Raw genomic sequence first — 22,355 nt, 5'->3', positions numbered from 1 at the left:
CGAGCGGCTTTTTCAGGCAAGCGAGGAAGAAAATTACTTTTTCTTCTTGGCCTTGGCGTTCGGCAGATCGGTGATGGAGCCTTCGAACACTTCGGCAGCCAGACCCACGGACTCGTGCAGAGTCGGGTGAGCGTGGATGGTCAGCGCGATATCTTCGGCGTCGGCACCCATTTCGATGGCCAGACCGATTTCACCCAGCAGTTCACCACCGTTGGTACCTACGATGGCACCACCGATGACGCGGCCGCTCTCCTTGTCGAAGATCAGCTTGGTCATGCCGTCAGAGCAATCGGAGGCGATGGCACGGCCGGAAGCCGCCCACGGGAAGGTGGCGACTTCGAAGTTCAGCCCTTGTTGCTTGGCTTCCTTCTCGGTCAGGCCAACCCAGGCCATCTCCGGCTCGGTATAGGCGATGGACGGGATCACTTTCGGGTCGAAGTAGTGCTTCTTGCCGGCGATGACTTCGGCCGCAACGTGGCCTTCGTGAACACCCTTATGGGCCAGCATAGGCTGACCGACGATGTCACCGATGGCGTGGATGTGAGGCACGTTGGTACGCAGCTGCTTGTCCACCTCTATGAAACCGCGCTCGGTCACGGCAACGCCGGCCTTCTCGGCATCCATCAGCTTGCCGTTCGGCACACGGCCTACGGCAACCAGCACGTTGTCGTAGCGAACCGGCTCGGCCGGGGCATGCTTGCCTTCGTAAGAGACGTACAGGCCGTCTGCACGGGCTTCAACTGCGGTGACCTTGGTCTCCAGCATGATGTTGAATTTCTTGGCAACGCGCTTGGTGTAGATCTTGACGATGTCTTTGTCGGCAGCCGGTACCAGCTGGTCGGCAAATTCCACCACGTCGATCTCGGAACCCAGGGAAGAGTAAACGGTACCCATCTCCAGACCTATGATGCCACCACCGATCACCAGCAGCTTGCCTGGTACGGAAGTCAGTTCCAGCGCATCGGTTGAATCCCATACGCGCGGGTCATCATGGGGGATGAAGGGCAGTTTCACCGGACGGGAGCCAGCCGCTATGATGGCGTTGTCGAAGGTCACGGTGGTCTTGCCGTCGGCACCTTCCACTTCCAGCGTGTTCGGGCCGGTAAATTTACCAAAGCCGTTAACAACCTGAACCTTACGCATCTTGGCCATGCCAGCCAGACCGCCGGTCAGCTGGTTGATGACCTTCTCTTTCCACAGGCGCACCTTGTCGATGTCGGTCTGCGGGGCACCGAAGATGATGCCGTGTTCGGACAGCGCCTTGGCTTCTTCAATGACTTTGGCGACGTGCAGCAGTGCCTTGGACGGGATACAACCCACGTTCAGGCAGACGCCACCCAGGGTGGAGTAACGCTCGACGATAATGGTATCCAGACCCAAGTCGGCGGCACGGAAAGCAGCGGAATAACCGGCAGGGCCAGCACCCAGTACTACGACCTGAGTTTTGATTTCTTTACTCATCATGACCTCTTTGTCGTTCTTATATATCCCCGGACGGCGCAGTCTTATGCCAACTCAATGCCAAACAAGGCGGCTGCAACCGTGAAAAAACGGGGCAAGTTTACAATCCTGTTAATGAAATGAGAAGTAAAAAGGGCAGGCTCTGGGCCCGCCCTCTCACTTACAGGACCAGTCGACGAATGTCGGACAACACGCCACTCAAGGTGGTGACGAAGCGGGCTCCGTCAGCACCGTCGATGACCCGGTGGTCATAGCTCAGGGCCAGCGGCAGCATCAGGCGCGGCACGAACTCCTTGCCATTCCACTTCGGCTTCATCTCGGACTTGGAAACACCGAGGATGGCCACTTCCGGCGCGTTGACGATCGGGGTAAAGCTGGTACCGCCAATGCCACCCAGGCTGGAGATGGTAAAGCAACCGCCCTGCATGTCGGCAGCGGTCAGCTTGCCGGCACGGGCCTTCTTGGAGATCTCGGCCAGATCGCGAGACAGCTCGTAGATGCCCTTCTTGTTGACGTCACGCACCACAGGAACCACCAGGCCCCCCGGAGTGTCTACCGCCACACCGATGTGGATGTACTTCTTCATGATCAGCTTGCTGCCGTCTTCGGACAGGGCGCTGCAGAAGCGCGGGTGTGCTTCCAGGGCCTTGGCAGCCGCTTTCAGGATGAACACCAGCGGGGTGATCTTCACGTCCGACTTCTGCTTCTCGAGCATCGCGTTCTGCTCTTTGCGGAACGCTTCCAGCTCGGTGGTATCGGCTTCGTCGAACTGGGTGACGTGCGGGATCATGGCCCAGTTGCGATGCAGGGCAGGACCGGAGATCTTCTGGATCCGGGTCAGTTCCAGCTCTTCGACCGGGCCGAACTTGCTGAAGTCAACCTTGGGCCATGGCAGGACACTCATGCCGTTGCCAGTGCCTGTACCGGCTGCCGGGGCAGACTCGGCACGCTTGACCGCATCCTTCACATAGGCCTGCACGTCTTCTTTGACGATGCGACCCTTGCGACCGGAGGCTTTCACCTTGGCCAGGTTGATACCGAACTCACGGGCCAGGCGACGTACGGCCGGTGCGGCGTGTACGTAAGCGTCATTGGCAACGAAGTCGGAAGCGGCAGCAGCTTGGGCAACCGGAGCCGGAGCCGCGGCAACAGGGGCAGCAGCGACCGGGGCGGCGGCCTGAGCAACCGGAGCGGCAGCGGCCGGAGCAGCGCCTGCCACTTCGAATACCATGATCAGGGAACCGGTGGAGACCTTGTCACCCGCCTTCACCTTGATCTCTTTGACGATGCCGGCGAACGGAGCAGGCACTTCCATGGAAGCCTTGTCACCTTCCACGGCGATCAGGGACTGGTCGGCGTCGACCTTGTCACCCACGGCGACCATGATCTCGGTCACTTCTACTTCGTCACCGCCGATATCCGGTACATTGACCTCTTTGGCAGCGACGGCCACAGGGGCAGCAGCCACGGGAGCGGCAGCCTGAACCGGCGCGGCAACGGCGGCAGGCGCGGCACCCGCCACTTCAAATACCATCACCAGAGAACCGGTAGACACCTTGGCGCCAGCGGCAACCTTGATCTCGACCACGCGGCCCGCGAACGGCGCCGGCACTTCCATGGAGGCCTTGTCACCTTCCACGGCAATGATGGACTGGTCGGCTTCAACCATGTCGCCTACGGCAACCATGATCTCGGTCACGTCCACTTCGTCGTCACCTATGTCAGGGACATGGACGTCTTTGCGAGCGGCAGCCACAGGGGCGGCGGGAGCAGCGGCAACCGGTGCGGCAGCCTGAACTGGCGCCGGCGCAGCAGCACCTTCCGCTTCGAAGATCATGATCTGGGAACCGGTGGCAACTTTGTCGCCCACCTTGATCAGGATCTCTTTGACGATACCGGCAGCCGGAGCCGGTACTTCCATGGAGGCTTTGTCACCTTCCACGGCAATCAGGGACTGGTCGAGTTCGACCTTGTCACCCACGGCCACCATGATCTCGGTGACTTCAACTTCATCGGCGCCGATATCCGGAACCATAATCTGTTTGGACATAGTGCTTTATCCTCTTACGCGTCTGTCGCGTTAACCTTTGCAAGGCAGTGCCGGGCAATGTGTCCCGGCACTGCACTCGATCCTCTTACGCGTACAGCGGGTTGACCTTGTCGGCATCGATGCCGTACTTGGTGATGGCATCGGCCACAACCTGCTTGTCGATCTCGCCGCGCTTGGCCAGTTCGGTCAGGGCAGCAACCACCACGTAGAATTCGTTCACTTCGAAGTGACGACGCAGGTTGGCACGGCTGTCGGAACGGCCGTAACCGTCGGTACCCAGCACGCGGTAGTTCTCGGTCGGTACGAAGGCACGCACCTGATCGGCGAAGGACTTCATGTAGTCGGTCGCGGCTATGGTGGCGTCGGAGCCCAGTACGGTGGCGATGTAAGGCACGCGAGCCTCGGCGGTCGGGTGCAGCATGTTCCAGCGATCCACGTCCTGACCGTCACGGGCCAGCTCGTTGAAGGAGGTGACGCTGAACACGTCGGAACCCACGCCGTATTCGCTCGCCAGGATCTGGGCGGCGGTGCGCACATGACCCAGGATGGAACCACAACCCAGCAGCTGTACCTTGGCCTTGTTGCCGGCCACGGTTTCCAGCTTGTAGATACCCTTGCGGATACCTTCCTCGGCGCCTTGCGGCATGGCCGGCATGGCGTAGTTTTCGTTCAGGGTAGTGATGTAGTAGAAGACGTTCTCCGGCTTCTCTCCGTACATGCGACGCAGACCGTCCTGGACGATCACCGCCACTTCATAGGCGTAGGACGGGTCATAGGAGACGCAGTTCGGGATGGTGTTCGCCAGGATGTGGCTGTGACCATCTTCGTGCTGCAGACCTTCGCCGTTGAGGGTGGTACGACCCGAGGTCGCGCCCAGCAGGAAGCCACGGGCTTGCTGGTCACCGGCTGCCCACGCCATGTCGCCGACTCGCTGGAAGCCGAACATGGAGTAGTAGATGTAGAACGGGATCATCGGGCAGTCGTTGGTGCTGTAAGAGGTCGCAGCAGCCAGCCAGGAGGACATGGCGCCCAGCTCGTTGATACCGTCTTGCAGAACCTGACCCTGCTTGTCTTCCTTGTAGTAGGAGACGATGTCACGGTCTTGCGGGGTGTACTGCTGACCGTGCGGGCTGTAGATGCCGATCTGGCGGAACAGGCCTTCCATACCGAAGGTACGGGCTTCGTCAGCCAGGATAGGAACGATGCGCTTGCCGATGGACTTGTCTTTCAGCAGCACATTCAGGGAACGCACGAACGCCATTGTGGTGGAGATCTCGCGTGCCTGCTCGCCCAGCAGGGGACCAAAGGTCTCCAGCGCCGGGATTTCCAGCTGAGTGGTGGTCTCACGCAGACGGGTCGGTACATAGCCCTTCAGCGCGGCACGACGGGCGTGCAGGTACTTGTGCTCTTCGGTACCCTCTTCGATCTTCAGGTACGGCAGCGCTTCCAGCTGCTCGTCGGTGACCGGCAGGTTGAAACGATCGCGCAGGTGACGCACAGAGCCCAGATCCATCTTCTTGACCTGGTGAGCAATGTTCTTGCCTTCGGCCGCTTCACCCATGCCGTAACCCTTGATGGTCTTGGCCAGGATGACAGTCGGCTTGCCCTTGGTCGCTGCGGCTTTGGAGAAAGCGGCGAACAGTTTACGGGGGTCGTGACCACCGCGGTTCAGGGCGAAGATCTCCTCGTCGGTCATGTCTTTGACCAGCGCGGCGGTTTCCGGGTAACGGTTGAAGAAGTGCTCACGCACGTAGCCGCCATCGCGGGACTTCATGGTCTGATAGTCGCCGTCCACGGTTTCGTTCATCAGCTGGATCAGCTTGCCGGAAGTATCTTTCTTCAGCAGTTCATCCCACTTGCGACCCCAGATAACCTTGGTGACATCCCAGCCGGCACCTGCGAACAGGCCTTCCAGCTCGTTGATGACCTTGCCGTTACCCACGACCGGACCGTCCAGACGCTGCAGGTTGCAGTTGACCACGAACACCAGGTTGTCGAGCTTTTCACGCACGGCAACGGTCAGGGCACCCTTGGCTTCCGGCTCGTCCATCTCGCCGTCACCCAGGAAGGCGTAAACGGTCTGCTCGGAACAATCCTTGATGCCACGGTCGGTCAGGTACTTCAGGAAGCGAGCCTGATAGATGGCGGCGATGGGGCCCAGACCCATGGAAACGGTCGGGAACTGCCAGAAGTCCGGCATCAGTTTCGGGTGCGGATAGGAAGGGATGCCCTTGCCGTCCACTTCCTGACGGAAGTTGTCCAGCTGATCTGCGGTCAGACGACCCTCAGCGAACGCACGGGCGTAGATGCCCGGGGAGATGTGACCCTGGAAGTAAACCAGATCACCACCGTCCTTCTCGCTGCGAGCGCGGAAGAAGTGGTTGTAGCAAACTTCGTAGATGGTCGCAGAGGAAGCGAAGGAAGACATGTGACCACCGAGGTCCAGGTCTTTCTTGGAGGCGCGCAGCACTATCATCATGGCGTTCCAGCGGATGATGGCGCGGATACGACGTTCCATCTCCAGATCGCCCGGGTAAGCCGGTTCGTCACTGGACGGGATGGTGTTGATGTAGTCGCGATTCGCCTTGGCAGCCACGTCCACACCGCTCACGCGGGCTTTCTCGGCCAGTTGTTCAAGAATGAACTGAGCGCGTTGCGGACCCTCTTCACGCAGCAGGGATTCCAGAGAGGCAAGCCACTCCAGCGTTTCTATCGGGTCCACATCGTTCTTCAGGATATCAGACATGGCTGGTTCCTATTTTGTTGTGATTGCACGGCATTGCACGGCGAAGGGCGCAAGCATTCGACAATAAAGCCTTGTGGGATTAGTTTTCCTGCTGACGGATCCGACGCATGGATCGCTGGATCCGGCTGTCTTCCCTCTGCATATCCAACAAGGTGTCCTCGATAAAGGCCAGGTGCTCATGACAAGCAGCCCTGGCCCGCTCCGGAGCCCCCGACAGGATAGCCTCGATCAGATGCGCACGATGGCGACGTATCTTGGCTACCACTCCCGGACGGCGATTCAAAATTTCGTTATTGCGTAAAATGTTCTGCTCAAGCATGGGGCCCATGGCCCGCAACAGGTGAAGCAACACCACGTTGTGGGACGCCTCGGCCACCGCCAGATAAAACTGGGTAACAGCAGCGGATTCGGTGACCAGCGAACCTTGCTGGCCGGCTTCCTCGATGGCGGACTGCGCCTGACGAATACGCTCGGCATCGGCTTCCGTCCCCCGCAACGCAGCATAGTAGGCACAGATGCCTTCCAGCGCGTGGCGAAACTCCAGCAGGTCATACTGGGCTTCGGGGTGGGTGCTGAGCAGCTCGAACAGGGGATCTGCAATCCCCTTGCTCAAAGCATTTTGTACGTAAGTGCCACCGCCCTGACGGCGATACAAGAGTCCTCTGGCTTCCAGGCGCTGGATAGCTTCGCGCAGGGAGGGGCGCGATACCTGAAACTGGATGGCGAGTTCCCGCTCGGGCGGCAACTTCTGGCCCGGCTGCAAACTGCCTTCCAGAATCATGCTTTCCAGCTCGGCGACAATGGCGTCGGCCAGCTTGGGTTGAGTTATCTTGAGATAGGGCATGAGGCTACTTTGTTAAATTGGTATTACCAATTTCATGAATGGGGCGAAAATTAGCAGAGGAGTTGGGAAAAGTCCACCCAAAAGATGATCTGAATCAAGGTTCAGCCTTGCCACTAAAGGGGTAAAGAGAGGGATTTATGATTTAGCTCATAGAAATTGGTCTGACCAATATTTTTGAGCTGGCTCACAGGCAACATTTGATCAACAGCAGGAAAAAATGGCCTACCACAAAGGCAAGCCATTGATTTTAAAAACACTAACTTATCTTTAGAATATTTACTTAAAGTTGAGCATTTTTCGATATCGCTGCCATTCGAAACTGTCACCTGGATCCGTCTTTCGCCCTGGCGCTATATCACAATGGCCGACAATTCGTTGCGCACTAATGGCAGGGTAATGGCTGGATATGGTTCGGCTGATCCCCGCCAGCACCTCATATTGCGCATCGCTGTAGGGCTGCTCATCGGTCCCTTCCAGCTCGATGCCGATGGAAAAATCATTGCAAGCCTCCCTCCCCTCCCAGCTCGATATCCCGGCATGCCAGGCACGTGCGCCAAACGGCACGTATTGCACCAGCTCGCCGTCCCGCCGGATCAGACAGTGGGCCGAAACCCGCAGCTGATGAATACCGGCGAAATAAGGGTGCGCCTCGGGGTCCAGCCGTCCCATGAAGAGATCGTCGATCCAGGGCCCGCCAAACTCCCCTGGCGGCAGGCTGATGCCGTGTACCACCAGCAGGGAGATATCGTCCAAGCTGGCCCGCTCGTTGTGGTGCGGTGACGGCACCTTGCGGGCCTGCTCACACCAACCATCTGAATCAATGGAAAAAACTGTTTTAGGCTGGGTCATCATCTACTCGATCTGCAATGGAATGACGCATGTGATAAAGCCGGATGGGCAACAAAGCGATCCGCCTCTCAGGCTCATCGCAATCGTCTCAATCCACCCTGGCAACTGTGCTAGGCTGGACCATCTTCTGCTCAACTCTGGAAAGGATATGCACCCGATGGCGCGCCGCTTCTGGTTGCTGGCCTGGCTCTCTTTGATGGGGCTGCTGACCCTCTATTTTCACGCCCGCTCGCAACCCACAGTCACCGCAAGCGGCGAACTACTGCTCAAGGCCGATGCCAGCGGCCACTATCGACTGGAGGGTGCCATCAACGGCCAACCGGTGCAACTGCTGCTGGATACGGGGGCAACCCGGGTCACTGTGCCACGTCAGGTGGCCGATCGCATCGGGCTGAGTCCCAACGGCAACAGCCTGGTCAACACGGCAGCAGGCACGATTCAGGTGCAGACCGGCCAGATTGAAACGCTGGCGATGGGTCCGCTGACCTTGTACGATTTGCCCATCTATATCAATCCGGCGGCCGACGGGGACGAGATCCTGGTGGGCATGAATGCCCTGGGCCGGCTGGAATTGCGCCAGAAAGACAGACAGTTGCTTCTCAGCCCCTTGCAGGAATAACAGGCATGCTACAACAGGACATCCGCCGCGCCGTGCGCGCCGCACTACTCGAAGACTTGGGTCAAGCCCTCACCACGCTGGACCAACCGGATGCCAGCGCCGATATCACAGCCCAGCTGATCCCGGCGGATCGCCTGGCCAGTGCCCGGGTCATCACCCGCGAAGCTGGCGTATTCTGTGGCCAGCCCTGGGTAGACGAGGTGTTCGTCCAGCTCGGTGGCGAGGTAAAAGTGGAATGGCTGGTACAGGATGGCGAACTCCTATCCCCCAATCAGGAGCTGTTCCGCCTGCATGGCCCGGCCCGCGTGCTGCTGACCGGCGAGCGCAACGCACTGAACTTCGTACAGACTCTCTCCGGCGTCGCCACCCTCACCGCCCGCTACGTGGCCGAACTGGCGGGCACCGACTGCCGCCTGCTCGATACTCGCAAGACCCTGCCGGGGCTGCGCACCGCCCAGAAATATGCCGTGACCTGCGGCGGCGGCAAGAACCACAGAATCGGCCTGTTCGACGCCTACCTCATCAAGGAGAACCATATCCTCGCCTGCGGCGGCATCAGCGAGGCCATCAGCGAAGCGCGCCGCCTCAATCCGGGCAAACCGGTCGAGGTGGAGGTTGAATCTCTGGCCGAGCTGGAACAGGCGCTGCTGGCCGGCGCCGACATAGTGATGCTGGACAACTTCGATGTGCCCATGATGCGCGACGCCGTGGCCCTCAATCAGGGTCGTGCCAAGCTGGAGGTCTCCGGCAATGTCACCCTGGACACGCTGGCGGATTATGCCGCCACCGGCGTCGATTTTATCTCGGTCGGCGCTCTGACCAAGCATGTGCGGGCACTGGATCTCTCGATGCGCTTTGTCTAGTCGGGGAGGCGCCACAATCGCAGGATGACGCCGGTGACATATAACAAGATGAAGGACTTGCAAAAGGCGCCACGGGCGCCTTTTCTTTATGCAGGATCCCTCAGCAAAGGAGTGTGATGATGGACCCAGCCCCGCCAGTAAAAAAGAGTCGATAGAGACTCTTTGTCTATGATTTATATCAAGTTATCTGTAAATGATAGAAAAGTGGTTAACAAAGGCCACAACCTCTGTTGCCAAGCCGGACAGCTCGGATAAGATATTGACGTGTGGATAGTTTTCCACCGGCACTTCCCAGGAACCAAGGACAAAAGGATATTTGAAATGAAGAAACAATCAGGCTTTACCCTTATCGAATTGATGATCGTGGTCGCGATCGTCGCCATCCTGGCGGCCATTGCACTGCCGGCTTATCAGAACTACACCAAAAAAGCCAAGATGACTGAAGTAGCTTCTGCAACAGGCAAGTACAAGACCTCCATTGAGGTGTGTGTACAAACTAAAGGTACTGCATGTGTCCTTGCTGATATTCAAAGTGGAGCTGTCGCACAAGGGAATATTACAACCACAGTTGCCGGCGGTGGCACTAACGCTTGGACAGTTACATCGGCACCAACTGCCAGCGCGGCAGCAGGTGTTTTGGCCCCTCTAGTTGTTGGCGATACTGTGGTTTTAACTAGTTCAGCACCGTCAAATACAGACCCATTAACGTGGACTATGGCTTGTGCTACTGGTGCTGCCGACTATTGTCCGGCTAAATAAATGACCTCTAGTCCCAATAGCGGCCTGGCATTAAGCCTGGCCGCGTCTTCCCTGCTTAGTGAGTCCGACTCGCAGCGCTATCTGAGCCAAGCCAAGGCCCAGCGCAAACCCTTTGTGACCTTTCTGATAGAGAACGAGATCCTCGACAGCAAGGCGCTGGCGGATTTCTGCGAGCTGGAGTATGGGGTACCTCTGCTGGATCTTGCCGCCTTCGACCTGGCCGAGATCCCGCAGAAATACCTCAATCAGAAGCTGATTGAGAAACACCATGTGCTGCCCATCTATACCCAGGGCCATACCCTCTATATCGCCATGTCGGATCCGACCAACGTCTCGGCACTGGAGGATTTCGGCTTCAGCTTCGGACTGCATACCGAGGCGCTGCTGGTCGAAGAGAACAAGCTGACGACCGCCATCGGCAAACTGCTGGAGAGCGATCAGGATGCCCTCGGCATGGAGGACATCGACGAATCAGAGATCTCCGAGCTGGAAGTTTCGGACGAAAACTCGCGACTCGATGAGAGCGTCAACACCGCCGACGACGATGCTCCCATCGTCAAATACATCAACAAAATCATGATGGATGCCATCAAGCGTGGCGCATCCGACCTGCACTTCGAACCCTATGAGACCAAATATCGCATCCGCTTTCGGATCGACGGCATCTTGCACGAAATCGCGACACCACCGGTCAATCTGGCCAACCGCTTCTCCGCCCGCCTCAAGGTCATGGCACGGCTCGACATCGCCGAACGGCGGCTGCCACAGGATGGCCGCATCAAGCTGAAGCTGTCCCGCAACAAGTCCATGGACATGCGGGTCAACACCCTGCCCACCATGTGGGGAGAGAAGATCGTCATCCGCTTGCTGGACTCCTCGGCAGCGCGGCTCAACATAGAGCAACTCGGCTTCGACGACCGGCAGAAGGCCCAATATCTGCGCGCCCTCTCCAAGCCACAGGGGATGATACTGGTAACAGGCCCCACCGGCTCGGGCAAGACAGTCTCCCTCTATACCGGTCTCAATATTCTCAACACCACGGAGGTGAACATCTCCACCGCCGAAGATCCGGTGGAGATCAACCTGCCAGGTGTCAATCAGGTACAGGTCAACCCCAAGGCGGGGCTGACCTTCGCCAGCGCCCTTCGCTCCTTTCTTCGCCAAGATCCCGACGTGGTCATGGTGGGGGAGATCCGGGATCTGGAAACCGCCGAGATCGCCATCAAGGCCGCCCAAACAGGCCACCTGGTGCTCTCAACTCTGCATACCAACTCGGCTGCCGAAACCCTGACACGCATGATGAACATGGGGGTACCCGCCTTCAACATTGCCTCCTCGGTGACCCTGATCATGGCCCAGCGGCTCGCCCGCAAACTGTGCGATCACTGCAAGGCACCCGAGGTGGTGCCCGAAGCCGAGTTACTGGAGCTGGGATTCACCCAGCAACAGTTGGCTGCCGGACTACGCCTGTTCAAACCCGTGGGTTGCAAGGATTGCTCTGGCGGCTACAAAGGGCGGGTCGGTATCTACGAAATCATGCTAATGTCTGAAAACATTGCAAAATTGATTATGCAAGGTGCCAACTCTCTGCAAATCGCGGCCATTGCCCAGAAAGAGGGGATGCGCACTCTGCGTATATCCGGCCTTGAGAAGGCTCGTCTGGGAGTGACCAGCCTGGCAGAAATAAATCGGGTGACCACCAACTGACGGTGCATATCGATCAAGCTGATTCGTCCAGGTGTCGCCAAGCTGGTGCGCCTGAGGATTTCCATCAGGCCAAGGCAAACCGCACAGCAAGGTATTGAGCGGGATACCAGAGCCCAATTGCAGGACGCAGTGATGGCAACGCTAACGCAGAAACAGAACGTCCCCAAAAAAGTCTTCGCCTTCCGCTGGCACGGAGTGAACCGCAAAGGTCAGAAGGTCTCCGGTGAATTGCAGGCCGACAGTATCAACACAGTCAAGGCTGAACTGCGCAAGCAGGGCGTCAACGTCACCAAAGTGAGCAAGAAGAGCCAAGGGTTATTCTCCAAGGGTGGCGCCAAAATCAAGCCGATGGATATTGCCATCGTCTCCCGTCAAATCACCACCATGCTTTCCGCCGGCGTCCCCCTGGTGCAAAGCCTGCAGATCATAGCCCGCAGCCACGAAAAAGCCGCGATGCGTGAACTCATGGGGCAGATTGCCGCCGACGTGGAAACCGGCACCCCCATGTCCGAGGCGCTGCGCCGCCACCCCCGCCACTTTGATGCGCTCTATTGTGATTTGGTTGAGGCGGGTGAGCAGTCCGGTGCGCTGGAGACCATCTATGACCGCATCGCCACCTATCGGGAAAAGTCGGAAGCACTCAAGTCCAAGATCAAGAAGGCGATGTTCTATCCCGCCATGGTCATGCTGGTCGCCATTGTCGTCACCTCCATACTGCTGCTGTTCGTCATCCCGCAGTTTGAGGATATCTTCAAAAGCTTCGGTGCCGAACTGCCCATCTTCACCCAGTTTGTCATCGGTATCTCCCGCTTCATGCAACATTGGTGGTATGTCATCTTTGGCGGCACAGCACTCGCCATTTTCCTCTATGTACGGGCATGGCGTGCCTCCCAGAAGGTCAAAGACAACACAGACAAGTTCATCCTCACCATACCTGTGGTCGGCATGATACTGCACAAGGCGGCCATGGCGCGTTTTGCCCGCACCCTGTCAACCACCTTCTCCGCCGGTATCCCGCTGGTGGATGCACTGATTTCAGCCGCCGGCGCCTCCGGCAACTATGTCTATCGCACCGCCGTGCTGGCGATCCGCAACGAGGTGGTCGCCGGCATGCAGATCAACGTGGCCATGCGCACCGTCGATCTCTTCCCCGACATGGTGATCCAGATGGTGATGATCGGTGAGGAGTCCGGTGCCATCGATGATATGCTCTCCAAGGTCGCCACCATCTTCGAACAGGAGGTGGACGACCTGGTCGATGGCCTCACCAGCTTGCTCGAACCCCTCATCATGGTGGTGCTGGGGGTACTGGTGGGCGGCATGGTCGTGGCCATGTATCTACCCATCTTCAAACTGGGCGACGTAGTAGGCTGATTCACGAGGGTATGCGCTCACAAACGCATGCCCTTCCCCCATTTCATGACAGACGGTTGGTTATGACACTTCTTCTCGAGCTGGCACACGGCTTGCCATGGCTCTATTTCTCGCTGGTATTTCTCTTTTCCCTGATGATCGGCAGTTTTCTCAACGTGGTGATCCATCGCCTGCCCATCATGCTGGAACGGGAGTGGCAGGCCGAATATCGCAACTACTTCAACCCTGATGACGAGGGGGTCGACGAGCCGCCCTACAACCTGATGGTGCCGCGCTCCTGCTGCCCCCACTGCAATCACCCCATCACGGCACTGGAAAACATCCCCTTGCTGAGCTGGCTCTGGCTCAGGGGTCGCTGCCGAGGCTGCCATGCCCCCATATCGGCCCGCTATCCGCTGGTCGAGCTGCTGACCGCGCTGCTCTCGGTAGCCGTTGCCATGACACTCGCACCGGGCTGGGGCACGCTGGCGGCCCTGCTGCTGACCTGGGTTCTGGTAGCACTCACCTTCATCGATCTCGACAAGATGCTGCTGCCGGACCAGCTCACCTTGCCCCTGCTGTGGGGCGGGCTGCTGTTCAACTTGCTGGGCGGTTTTGTATCGCTTGGCGATGCGGTGATCGGCGCCATGGCCGGTTATCTGGTGCTATGGAGCCTCTATTGGGCCTTCAAGCTGCTCACCGGCAAGGAGGGCATGGGTTATGGCGACTTCAAGCTGCTGGCCGCGCTGGGCGCCTGGCTGGGCTGGCAGGCGCTGCCCATAGTGCTGCTGCTCTCCTCCCTGGTCGGCGCCTTCATGGGCATAGGCCTGATCCTGCTGCGCAATCACCATCAGAGCAAACCCATTCCCTTTGGCCCCTATCTCGCCATCGCGGGCTGGATTGTGCTACTGTGGGGCGATAGCATCACCCGCTGGTATCTCACGACTTTCCTCTGAAAAAGGGTGTTCTGACCCATGTATGTTGTTGCAATCACAGGTGGGATTGGCAGCGGTAAAACCACCATAGCCAATCAATTTGCCGAACTGGGCATAGACGTAGTGGATGCGGACGTCATCGCTCGCGAAGTCGTGGAGCCCGGCGCCCCGGCCCTTGCCGCCATCGCGGCCCATTTTGGCCCGGATGTCATCACCCCTGATGGCCAGCTCGATCGACGCGGCCTGCGGGAGCGGGTGTTCAGCGACCCGGACGCCAAGGCCTGGCTCAATGCCCTGCTCCACCCCCTGATCCGCCAGGAAATGCTGCGCCGGTGCGCCGCCGCACGCTCCCCCTATTGTCTGCTGGTGGTGCCGCTGCTGGTGGAAAACAAGCTCACCGGCCTTGCCAACCGGGTGCTGGTGATTGACGTGGATGAGGCGACCCAGATTGAGCGAACCTGCCGTCGGGACGGCGTAAGCCGGGCGCAGGCGCAGGCCATTCTGGCCGCCCAGGCGAGTCGTGCGGAACGGCTCGCAGCAGCCGATGACGTGCTGGATAACAAAAATGGCGCACCCGAGACCATAAAGCCGCGTATTTTAGCGCTGCACGAGACATATATGGCATTTGCCTCTCAACAAGCCAGCCAAGTGTGAGTACACTAGGCCGGTTTATGGCTGGCCAGGATTAGGCATGATTTACGATTTCCCCCTCAATGAAAAAAGCCGGACCTATCTTCGTCTGGAGTCCCTGTTTTCCCAGATCCGCGACAATCTGGAAAGTGACCAGTCCTGGGCACACATCGCCTTCTTCAAGGGGCTGTTCGATCTGCAGGAGCTGCTGGAGCGTGGCGATCTGCGTGCCGATCTCATCAAGGATCTGGAACGTCTAGGCCAGCGTCTGAGCCACTGGGCCAGTCTGCCGGATGTCGACCTGGACCAGATCAAGCAGATGCAGCAGGAGAGCACCCAGCTCTCTCGCAACCTGCTCAGCGCCCCGCGCCCGGGTGCCAGACTGAAAGAAGATCGGATGCTCGGCTCCATCCGCCAGCGCTTCTCCATCCCTGGCGGTCTGTGCGCCTTCGATGTACCACAGCTGCACCACTGGCTCGGTACCGCGGCTGTCGCTCGCCATCAGCAGATGCAACTGTGGCTCAGCGACATCAACTTGCTGATGAATGCCATCTCCCTGCTGCTGCGGCTGTGGCGCGAATCCGGCAACTTCAGCGATCAGATCGCCACCAACGGTTTCTTCCAGGATACCGCCGAGAGTGCCGAGCTGATCCGGATCCGCTTGCCCGACGCCCAGCAGTGCTATCCGACGCTGAGTGGCCACAAGAACCGTTTCGCCCTGCGCTTCCTGCCAACCACAGAGCAGCAGATTGGCGATGTCCCCTTCCAGCTCGCCTGCTGCTAAGGAGCAAGAATGGTCACCAAGATAAAATGCCCAACCTGTAAAACCGAGCTGGAGTGGGGCCCCCAGAGTCCGTTTCGGCCCTTCTGTTGCAAACGCTGCCAGCTGATCGATCTGGGTGAGTGGGCCAACGAGGAGAAACGCATCCCGGGCCCCATCAATCCGGATCTGTTGCCTTACCCGGAAGAGGGTGAGCAGTGGCAATGAACCACGCACAAAAAAGGGCCCGCAAGGCCCTTTTTTAATCTCTGTCATATCCGCCTGACTCAGCTACACCGCATCAGGCGGTCAGAGAGTCTTGCAGCCGCGCCACGATAGGACCGTTGGCATCCGGGAACCGGTATTCATGCAGCGACGCCAGCGGCACCCACAGACATTCCTGCCCCTCCTTGCCGAACGGCTCGCCGCTGAAACGGGTCACCTTCCAGATATCCAGCAACACCTGCTTCTCTGGATAGTCGTGGTGCAGCTCCATGAAGGGGGCGCAATCCAGCACCCGGATGCCAATCTCTTCCCACAGCTCCCTGTCCAGCGCGGTGAGCAGGTCTTCCCCCGCCTCCACCTTGCCACCCGGAAACTCCCAGCGATCGCCCTGATGGCGGTCTGAAGAGCGCTTGGCGATAAAGATATCGCCCCGTTCATTCTCGATGACGCCAACCGCCACCCAGAGCCGTTTTTTCTGTTCCATCATTGTCCTCAACGTAAACACGGCAACTCGGTCATCCAGGGGGCCAGGCGGCCAGCCTGGCGTTCCCCTTGTGCCGTAAAGATATCCTGTCCCACATGCTCATCCCCATCGGGAGAGGGACGCGGCCAGGGGATCGCCCCTGGCGGGGTGAAGCAGCGATCATGAACCAGACAGCTCTGGGCCAAGTAGCCCCAAAGCGTGTCGCGCAGAAACCATTGATCTATGTTCGGCGTTTCCATCGCCTCGGGTTGATAGGCATTGAGCAAGGGGGTCAACGGCGGCAGAACGCCAGCCACCCCACCCCACATACCCGCCAAGACCAGATCGGTATGGCTCCACCAGTCCCGCATGATATGAAACCAGCGCTCCGATGCAAGCCAGTCATCGACGGCAATGCGCTCTCGCACGCTCAGCACTGAATCCACATCCCGCACCAGGAAGCGTCCCACCCGCGGGTCGTTGGCCACCAAGAAGCGCCAGCACAGACGCTGACGCAGGGATTGACCGGATGCTTGCACCAGCACCTCGGCCCCCAGACCCCGCAGACAAGCCGCCAGTGCCGACGGCACGCTTTCATCCACATAGAAACGCACGCGCCACCCGGGATAGAGATAGGCGGCCGCCAGCACGTTGTCGATGGCCCCTCGAAGATAGCGAGGCGCCTTGCCCCACAGGGAGAAGGCGATGACATCCTGTTTGCCTTCGCGGCTCGCCAGCCAGGTTTCAGGCTCATCGTCAGGTAACGACCAGCCCTCGGGCTGATATCGGGCAGCACGATCTTTCAGGATCAGCGCGCTGGTGCCTGCCACCGCCGCCTCAGCATGACGCCCCAGCTTGGCCAGCGAGGCGCAGAGCGCGTCCAGCGCATGGAAATCCGCCGGCGCTCGCACCAGCAGGATCTGCAGCCTCTCGACCGCACGTTCGTACTGTCCCGAACGCGACAGACTGATGCAGAGATTGCGCAGCACCTCGTCATTCTCGGGTGCCATCTGGTGAGCCATCTCCAGCACTTGCGCGGCAGAGGCCGGGTCATCGCATAGGAAAAGGTAATAGGCAAACTGCAGCTGCCACGCCACAGGTTTGACGGCAGCACCGTTCAGTCGCACCAGCAACTGCTGGATCGCCGCTTGTCGCTGGCCTCCGAGCCAGCACTCATGGGCACCGGCATCCCATCCTGTCGGCATCTTGCTCATCCAGTCCCTCTCCTTTTGCCGCCCTGAAATGAATGCACCGCCCGGAGGCGGTGCATGAAGCGCCACTGACAGATCAGGTCAACTGACCGTGGCAGTGCTTGTATTTCTTGCCGGAGCCGCAGGGGCAGGGATCGTTGCGCCCGACCTTCTGCTCGTCCCGCACGAAGGTGGTGTGACCCTCTTCGGCAGCGGCCTCTTCATCGGCCAGCTGGCTCTCTGCTGCGGCATGGGTATAAGTGTGGGGAGCGGCTTCCGCCTGTTGGCGTTGCTGTTCTTCCAGCGCCTCCACATCACGTCCCTGCACCTGCACCCGGCTCAGGATGCTGACCACGTCACGCTTGAGGGTTTCCAGCATCTGGGTGAACAGATCGAAGGACTCGCGCTTGTACTCCTGCTTGGGGTTCTTCTGGGCGTAACCGCGCAGATGTATGCCCTGACGCAGGTGATCCATGGCCGCCAGATGCTCCTTCCACAGGCCATCCAGGGTTTGCAACATCACGGCTTTCTCGAAGTTGCGCAGCACATCGATACCGACCATCTCCTGCTTGTGGGCATAGAGCTTGGTGGCTTCTTCCAGAATGCGCTCGCGCAGCTTCTCTTCATACAACTTGTCATCTTCCGCCAGCCACTGCTGCAGCGGCAGATCCAGCGCGAAGTCGGCCTTCAGGCGCGCTTCCAGACCCGGCACATCCCACATCTCTTCCAGAGACTGGGGCGGAATGTACTCGTCGATCACGGCGCCGTAGACGTCGTCGCGGATGACGTGAATGGTCTCGGAGATGTCGTTGGTATCCAGCAGCTCGTTGCGCTGCTCATAGACCACCTTGCGCTGATCATTGGCCACGTCATCAAACTCAAGCAGGCTCTTGCGGATGTCGAAGTTGCGACCCTCCACCTTGCGCTGGGCGTTTTCGATGGCCTTGGTTACCCAGGGGTGCTCGATGGCTTCGCCCTCTTCCATGCCCAGCTTCTTCATCATGCCGGTGACACGATCGGAGGCGAAGATCCGCATCAGGGTATCTTCCATGGAGAGATAGAAGCGGGAGGAACCCGGGTCACCCTGACGACCGGAACGACCGCGCAGCTGGTTGTCGATGCGACGGGATTCGTGGCGCTCGGTACCAATGATGTGCAAGCCACCGGCAGCAAGCACGGCATCGTGGCGGATCTGCCAGGCGGCCTTGATTTCGCTGATCTGTTCATCGCTCGGATTCTCCAGCTGGGCAATCTCTGCCTGCCAGTTGCCACCCAGCACTATGTCGGTACCACGACCGGCCATGTTGGTGGCAATGGTGACGGCGCCGAGTTGACCCGCCTGAGCGACTATCTCCGCTTCCATGGCGTGGAACTTGGCGTTCAGCACCTTGTGCGGGATCTCTTCCTTGGTCAGGATGCCGGAGAGCAGCTCCGAGTTTTCGATGGAGACGGTACCGACCAGTACCGGCTGACCCTTGGCCACGCACTGACGAATATCTTCGATGATGGCGGCGTATTTCTCATTGGCGGTCAGATAGACCAGATCGCCCATGTCTTTGCGCACCATCGGCTTGTTGGTCGGGATAACGACTGTATCCAGGCCATAAATCTGCTGAAATTCAAAGGCTTCGGTATCCGCAGTACCCGTCATGCCCGCCAGCTTGTCATAGAGACGGAAGTAGTTCTGGAAGGTGATGGAGGCCAGAGTCTGGTTCTCGTTCTGGATCTTGACCCCTTCCTTCGCCTCGACGGCCTGATGCAGACCATCGGACCAGCGACGGCCCGGCATGGTGCGACCCGTGTGTTCGTCGACGATGACGATCTCGTCTTTTTGCACTATGTAGTCGACGTTGCGCTCAAACAGGGTGTGGGCACGCAGACCGGCGTTGACGTGGTGCAGCAGGCTGATGTTGGTGGCGGAGAACAGAGAGTCCTCTTCTGCCAGCAAGCCCTCTCGCTTGAGCAGCTCTTCCACGAAGATCTGGCCGTTTTCGGTCAACAGGGCCTGACGGTTCTTCTCGTCGACCGTGTAATGACCTTCACCCGTGTACTCCTCGGTGTCTTCCTTGTCCTGCTTGATCAGCTCAGGGATCAGCTTGTTGACCTGGATATAGAGGGCTGAGCTGTCTTCGGCCGGACCGGAGATGATGAGCGGGGTACGGGCTTCATCGATGAGCACGGAATCCACCTCATCCACCAGCGCGTAGTTGAGCGGACGCTGCACGCGCTGCTCCGGCGAAAACGCCATGTTGTCGCGCAGGTAATCGAAACCGAATTCGTTGTTGGTACCGTAGGTGATATCGGCGGCGTAGGCGTCACGCTTCTGGGACGCATCCATGCCTGGCACGTTGCAATCGACCGTCATGCCGAGGAAGGTAAACAGGGGGCGGTTTGCTTCGGCATCACGCTTGGCCAGATAGTCGTTCACCGTCACCACGTGCACACCGCGACCGCTCAGGGCATTCAGATATGCCGGCAATGTGGCCGTCAGCGTCTTGCCTTCACCGGTTTTCATTTCAGCGATGCGGTTGGAGTTCAGCACCATGCCACCGATCAGCTGCACGTCGAAGTGGCGCATGCCAAACACCCGGCGGGAGGCTTCACGCACGGTGGCGAACGCTTCCGGCAGCAACTGCTCCAGCGTCTCACCCTGCTCCAGACGCTGACGATATTCAGCTGTCTTGGCCTGCAATTCCTGATCGGACAGGGCCTCGAACTGAGGTTCCATCGCATTGATCTGTTTTACAATTTTGCGCAAAGCCTTGAGCGTTCTGTCGTTCCGGCTGCCGATAATTTTGGTGAGCAGTGTGCTAATCATGGGTACCAACTATTTCTGGTTATATAAGTGTTCCGTCACTGGAACCTGGAGAAAAAAACCTAACCCCGTCTGGCGTTAAGAAAGCGTGCGGGGTTGACCTGACGACCGTCTTTCAACACTTCGTAATGCAAATGGACCCCGGTAGCGCGACCGGTGCGTCCCATCAAGGCAATCTTCTGGCCCTCATCGACCAGGGTGCCCACTTCGACCAGCAACTTGGAGTTGTGGGCGTAGCGGGTCACCAGACCATTGCCATGGTTGATCTCCACCATATTGCCAAATTCCGGATGGCGGCCTGCCCAGCTGACGATGCCCGGGCCTGTGGCCAGGATGGGAGTGCCGGGCTTGCCACGGAAATCCACCCCTTTATGCATCTTGGCGCGACCGTTGAACGGATCGACCCGACCACCGAAGCCAGAGGAGACCCAAACTCGCTCCTGCTTGACCGGCGAACCGGAAATAAAACCGGCATCGGTTATATGGTGATTCATGATGAAAGATTCAAGTACCGACAGCTGCTCTTCACGACTGCTGAGCTGCTGGCTGAGATGCTTCATGGAATCCTGCAGCTCATTGAGGCTGACTTCCAGATCCGCGTCATAGGAAGGGCCGCCCATGGGGGGCAACTCCTTGAAATTGAACTCCTCGGGATCGAGGTCTGCCTTCTCGGTCAGCCGCTCGCCGAGCGCATTGAGGCGACCCAGCTGCCCCTGCATGGTACCCACCTGGGCAGCCAGCATGGCAAGCTGTTCGCGGGCTTCATCGGCCCCTTGCGTGGATTTTTGCTGTTCGGCCATGGCCAGCGCGACTTCCAGCGCCTCCATTTTCTGGTGCCAGCTCTGCCAGAGCCAGCCACCACCCAGGGCCAATACAGTGAAGAGGATACCGCCGACCCAGGCCAGACGTTGTTTGGGTAAGTGCAACTTGCGTCGCTGCTTGCCGTTGAGGATCAGGGTAATGCTCATAGAAATCAGTCTGCTCGGTCAGGTGAGGCCAAGGGCCAGCACGGGGAATAAAACCGGGAGATAATCGGTATTAAAGGATGGAGTAAACAAATGACGGAACGTCGGTGCGGAGAGAGGACCGACGTTCCGTTGCACAGCTATCAGGCCAGAACCAGACCGTTATCGTAGTAAGTGATGGGCGCTTTGTTGCCCTCACCCTCGAAGGTTACCAGTTCCCACGCCTCCTGCTCGGCCAGCAAGGCACGCAGCAGCTTGTTGTTCAGGGCATGACCCGTCTTGTAGGCACGGAATTCGCCAATGATGCTGCGGTTGCACATGTAGAGGTCACCGATCGCATCCAACATCTTGTGTTTGACGAATTCGTCTTCATAACGCAGACCATCTTCGTTCAGTACCCGATAGTCATCCAGCACCACGGCGTTTTCCAGGCTTCCGCCCAGAGCCAGGTTCTGGGAACGCAGGTACTCGATGTCACGCATGAAACCGAAAGTACGGGCACGACTGATCTCTTTCACGAAAGAGGCACCGGAGAAATCCAGCACGCAACGCTGATTGCGTCCTTCAAATACCGGATGCTGGAAATCGATCTCGAGATCCATTTTGAAGCCATTGCGATAGGGGTGGAATTCCGCCCACTTGTCGCCGTCTTCAACCCGGATGCTTCGCTTGATCCGCACAAACTGCTTGGCAGCATTTTGCTCACGGATACCGACTTCTTGCAGCAGGTAGATAAAGGGGTGCGCACTGCCGTCCATTACCGGGATCTCGGGTGCGTCAACCTCGACATAGAGGTTGTCGATCCCCATCCCGGCCAGCGCGGCAGAGAGATGCTCAATGGTAGAGACACGGACACCGACTTCATTGACCAGAGCGGTACAAAGCACGGTATCGCGCACCTGATCGGCATTGGCTGGCAGCGCTACCACAGGATCAAGATCGGTACGCAAGTAAACGATCCCTGTGTTAACAGGTGCCGGACGGAACGTCATTGTGACTTTCCGGCCCGAATGCAGGCCCACACCGGTGGCCTGGACACTCGTTTTCAAGGTTCTTTGTCTAATCATGGGCGTATCCGCTTAACAGCTCATATTCCGGACCAGATGGTCGTTGGCAGGCCA

Annotated in this window: 19 protein-coding genes; 9 read left to right on the top strand and 10 right to left on the bottom strand. The window is 58.7% G+C overall.

Annotation, left to right across the window (positions count from 1 at the left end; genetic code table 11):
• Positions 1-33: 33 nt before the first annotated feature.
• From lpdA to ampD, 5 genes are all read right to left on the bottom strand, one after another.
• Entirely contained in the window at positions 34-1,461 is a 1,428-nt protein-coding gene (gene lpdA / locus BN1128_RS09515) for a dihydrolipoyl dehydrogenase (RefSeq protein WP_042868036.1), read from the bottom strand.
• A 160-nt stretch (positions 1,462-1,621) separates the two neighbouring features.
• Positions 1,622-3,511: a pyruvate dehydrogenase complex dihydrolipoyllysine-residue acetyltransferase gene (gene aceF / locus BN1128_RS09510; protein WP_042868034.1), complete on the bottom strand. Its 1,890-nt coding sequence runs from the start codon at positions 3,509-3,511 to the stop codon at positions 1,622-1,624.
• A gap of 85 nt (positions 3,512-3,596) precedes the next feature.
• Entirely contained in the window at positions 3,597-6,257 is a 2,661-nt protein-coding gene (gene aceE, locus BN1128_RS09505; protein ID WP_042868032.1) for a pyruvate dehydrogenase (acetyl-transferring), homodimeric type, read from the bottom strand.
• A 79-nt stretch (positions 6,258-6,336) separates the two neighbouring features.
• The gene (pdhR, locus tag BN1128_RS09500; protein WP_042039018.1) at positions 6,337-7,101 is read right to left on the bottom strand and encodes a pyruvate dehydrogenase complex transcriptional repressor PdhR; all 765 of its coding nucleotides are present in this window, start codon (positions 7,099-7,101) and stop codon (positions 6,337-6,339) included.
• 276 nt (positions 7,102-7,377) lie between these two features.
• Positions 7,378-7,950, bottom strand: coding sequence for a 1,6-anhydro-N-acetylmuramyl-L-alanine amidase AmpD (gene ampD / locus BN1128_RS09495; RefSeq protein ID WP_042868028.1), 573 nt, complete (start codon positions 7,948-7,950; stop codon positions 7,378-7,380).
• A gap of 148 nt (positions 7,951-8,098) precedes the next feature.
• Between ampD and BN1128_RS09490 the strand changes: the two genes are divergently transcribed.
• From BN1128_RS09490 to yacG, 9 genes are all read left to right on the top strand, one after another.
• Positions 8,099-8,569 (top strand): retropepsin-like aspartic protease family protein, encoded by a 471-nt coding sequence (locus BN1128_RS09490; RefSeq protein ID WP_042868026.1) that lies wholly within the window; start codon positions 8,099-8,101, stop codon positions 8,567-8,569.
• A 5-nt stretch (positions 8,570-8,574) separates the two neighbouring features.
• Entirely contained in the window at positions 8,575-9,432 is an 858-nt protein-coding gene (nadC, locus tag BN1128_RS09485) for a carboxylating nicotinate-nucleotide diphosphorylase (protein WP_042868022.1), read from the top strand.
• A 321-nt stretch (positions 9,433-9,753) separates the two neighbouring features.
• Positions 9,754-10,191, top strand: a complete 438-nt coding sequence (locus BN1128_RS09480; RefSeq protein WP_042868018.1) for a pilin — start codon at positions 9,754-9,756, stop codon at positions 10,189-10,191.
• Positions 10,192-11,898 (top strand): PilB family type IVa pilus assembly ATPase TapB, encoded by a 1,707-nt coding sequence (gene tapB, locus BN1128_RS09475; RefSeq protein WP_042868017.1) that lies wholly within the window; start codon positions 10,192-10,194, stop codon positions 11,896-11,898.
• Positions 11,899-12,030: 132 nt separating this feature from the next.
• A complete protein-coding gene (locus BN1128_RS09470) occupies positions 12,031-13,272 on the top strand; it encodes a type II secretion system F family protein (protein WP_042868015.1) in 1,242 nt (413 codons plus the stop codon).
• 62 nt (positions 13,273-13,334) lie between these two features.
• Positions 13,335-14,207, top strand: a complete 873-nt coding sequence (gene tapD / locus BN1128_RS09465; RefSeq protein ID WP_042868013.1) for a type IVa prepilin peptidase/methyltransferase TapD — start codon at positions 13,335-13,337, stop codon at positions 14,205-14,207.
• Between the two features lie 18 nt (positions 14,208-14,225).
• Positions 14,226-14,840: a dephospho-CoA kinase gene (coaE, locus tag BN1128_RS09460; RefSeq protein WP_042868011.1), complete on the top strand. Its 615-nt coding sequence runs from the start codon at positions 14,226-14,228 to the stop codon at positions 14,838-14,840.
• Positions 14,841-14,877: 37 nt separating this feature from the next.
• Positions 14,878-15,600, top strand: a complete 723-nt coding sequence (zapD, locus tag BN1128_RS09455) for a cell division protein ZapD (protein ID WP_042868008.1) — start codon at positions 14,878-14,880, stop codon at positions 15,598-15,600.
• 9 nt (positions 15,601-15,609) lie between these two features.
• Entirely contained in the window at positions 15,610-15,804 is a 195-nt protein-coding gene (gene yacG, locus BN1128_RS09450; protein ID WP_042039030.1) for a DNA gyrase inhibitor YacG, read from the top strand.
• A 73-nt stretch (positions 15,805-15,877) separates the two neighbouring features.
• On the opposite strand, the gene mutT is transcribed toward yacG, so the two are convergent.
• From mutT to lpxC, 5 genes are all read right to left on the bottom strand, one after another.
• Entirely contained in the window at positions 15,878-16,285 is a 408-nt protein-coding gene (gene mutT / locus BN1128_RS09445) for an 8-oxo-dGTP diphosphatase MutT (protein WP_209428555.1), read from the bottom strand.
• 8 nt (positions 16,286-16,293) lie between these two features.
• Positions 16,294-17,478 (bottom strand): tetratricopeptide repeat protein, encoded by a 1,185-nt coding sequence (locus BN1128_RS09440; protein WP_042868004.1) that lies wholly within the window; start codon positions 17,476-17,478, stop codon positions 16,294-16,296.
• 73 nt (positions 17,479-17,551) lie between these two features.
• Positions 17,552-20,272 (bottom strand): preprotein translocase subunit SecA, encoded by a 2,721-nt coding sequence (gene secA / locus BN1128_RS09435; protein ID WP_042868003.1) that lies wholly within the window; start codon positions 20,270-20,272, stop codon positions 17,552-17,554.
• Between the two features lie 59 nt (positions 20,273-20,331).
• Positions 20,332-21,237, bottom strand: a complete 906-nt coding sequence (locus BN1128_RS09430; RefSeq protein WP_042868002.1) for a M23 family metallopeptidase — start codon at positions 21,235-21,237, stop codon at positions 20,332-20,334.
• A 140-nt stretch (positions 21,238-21,377) separates the two neighbouring features.
• Positions 21,378-22,301, bottom strand: a complete 924-nt coding sequence (gene lpxC / locus BN1128_RS09425; protein ID WP_042868000.1) for a UDP-3-O-acyl-N-acetylglucosamine deacetylase — start codon at positions 22,299-22,301, stop codon at positions 21,378-21,380.
• Positions 22,302-22,355 lie beyond the last annotated feature (54 nt).

It is taken from the genome of Aeromonas piscicola (genome assembly GCF_000820005.1).
Classification (GTDB): domain Bacteria; phylum Pseudomonadota; class Gammaproteobacteria; order Enterobacterales; family Aeromonadaceae; genus Aeromonas; species Aeromonas piscicola.
This window is presented reverse-complemented; position numbering and strand designations above follow the sequence as displayed.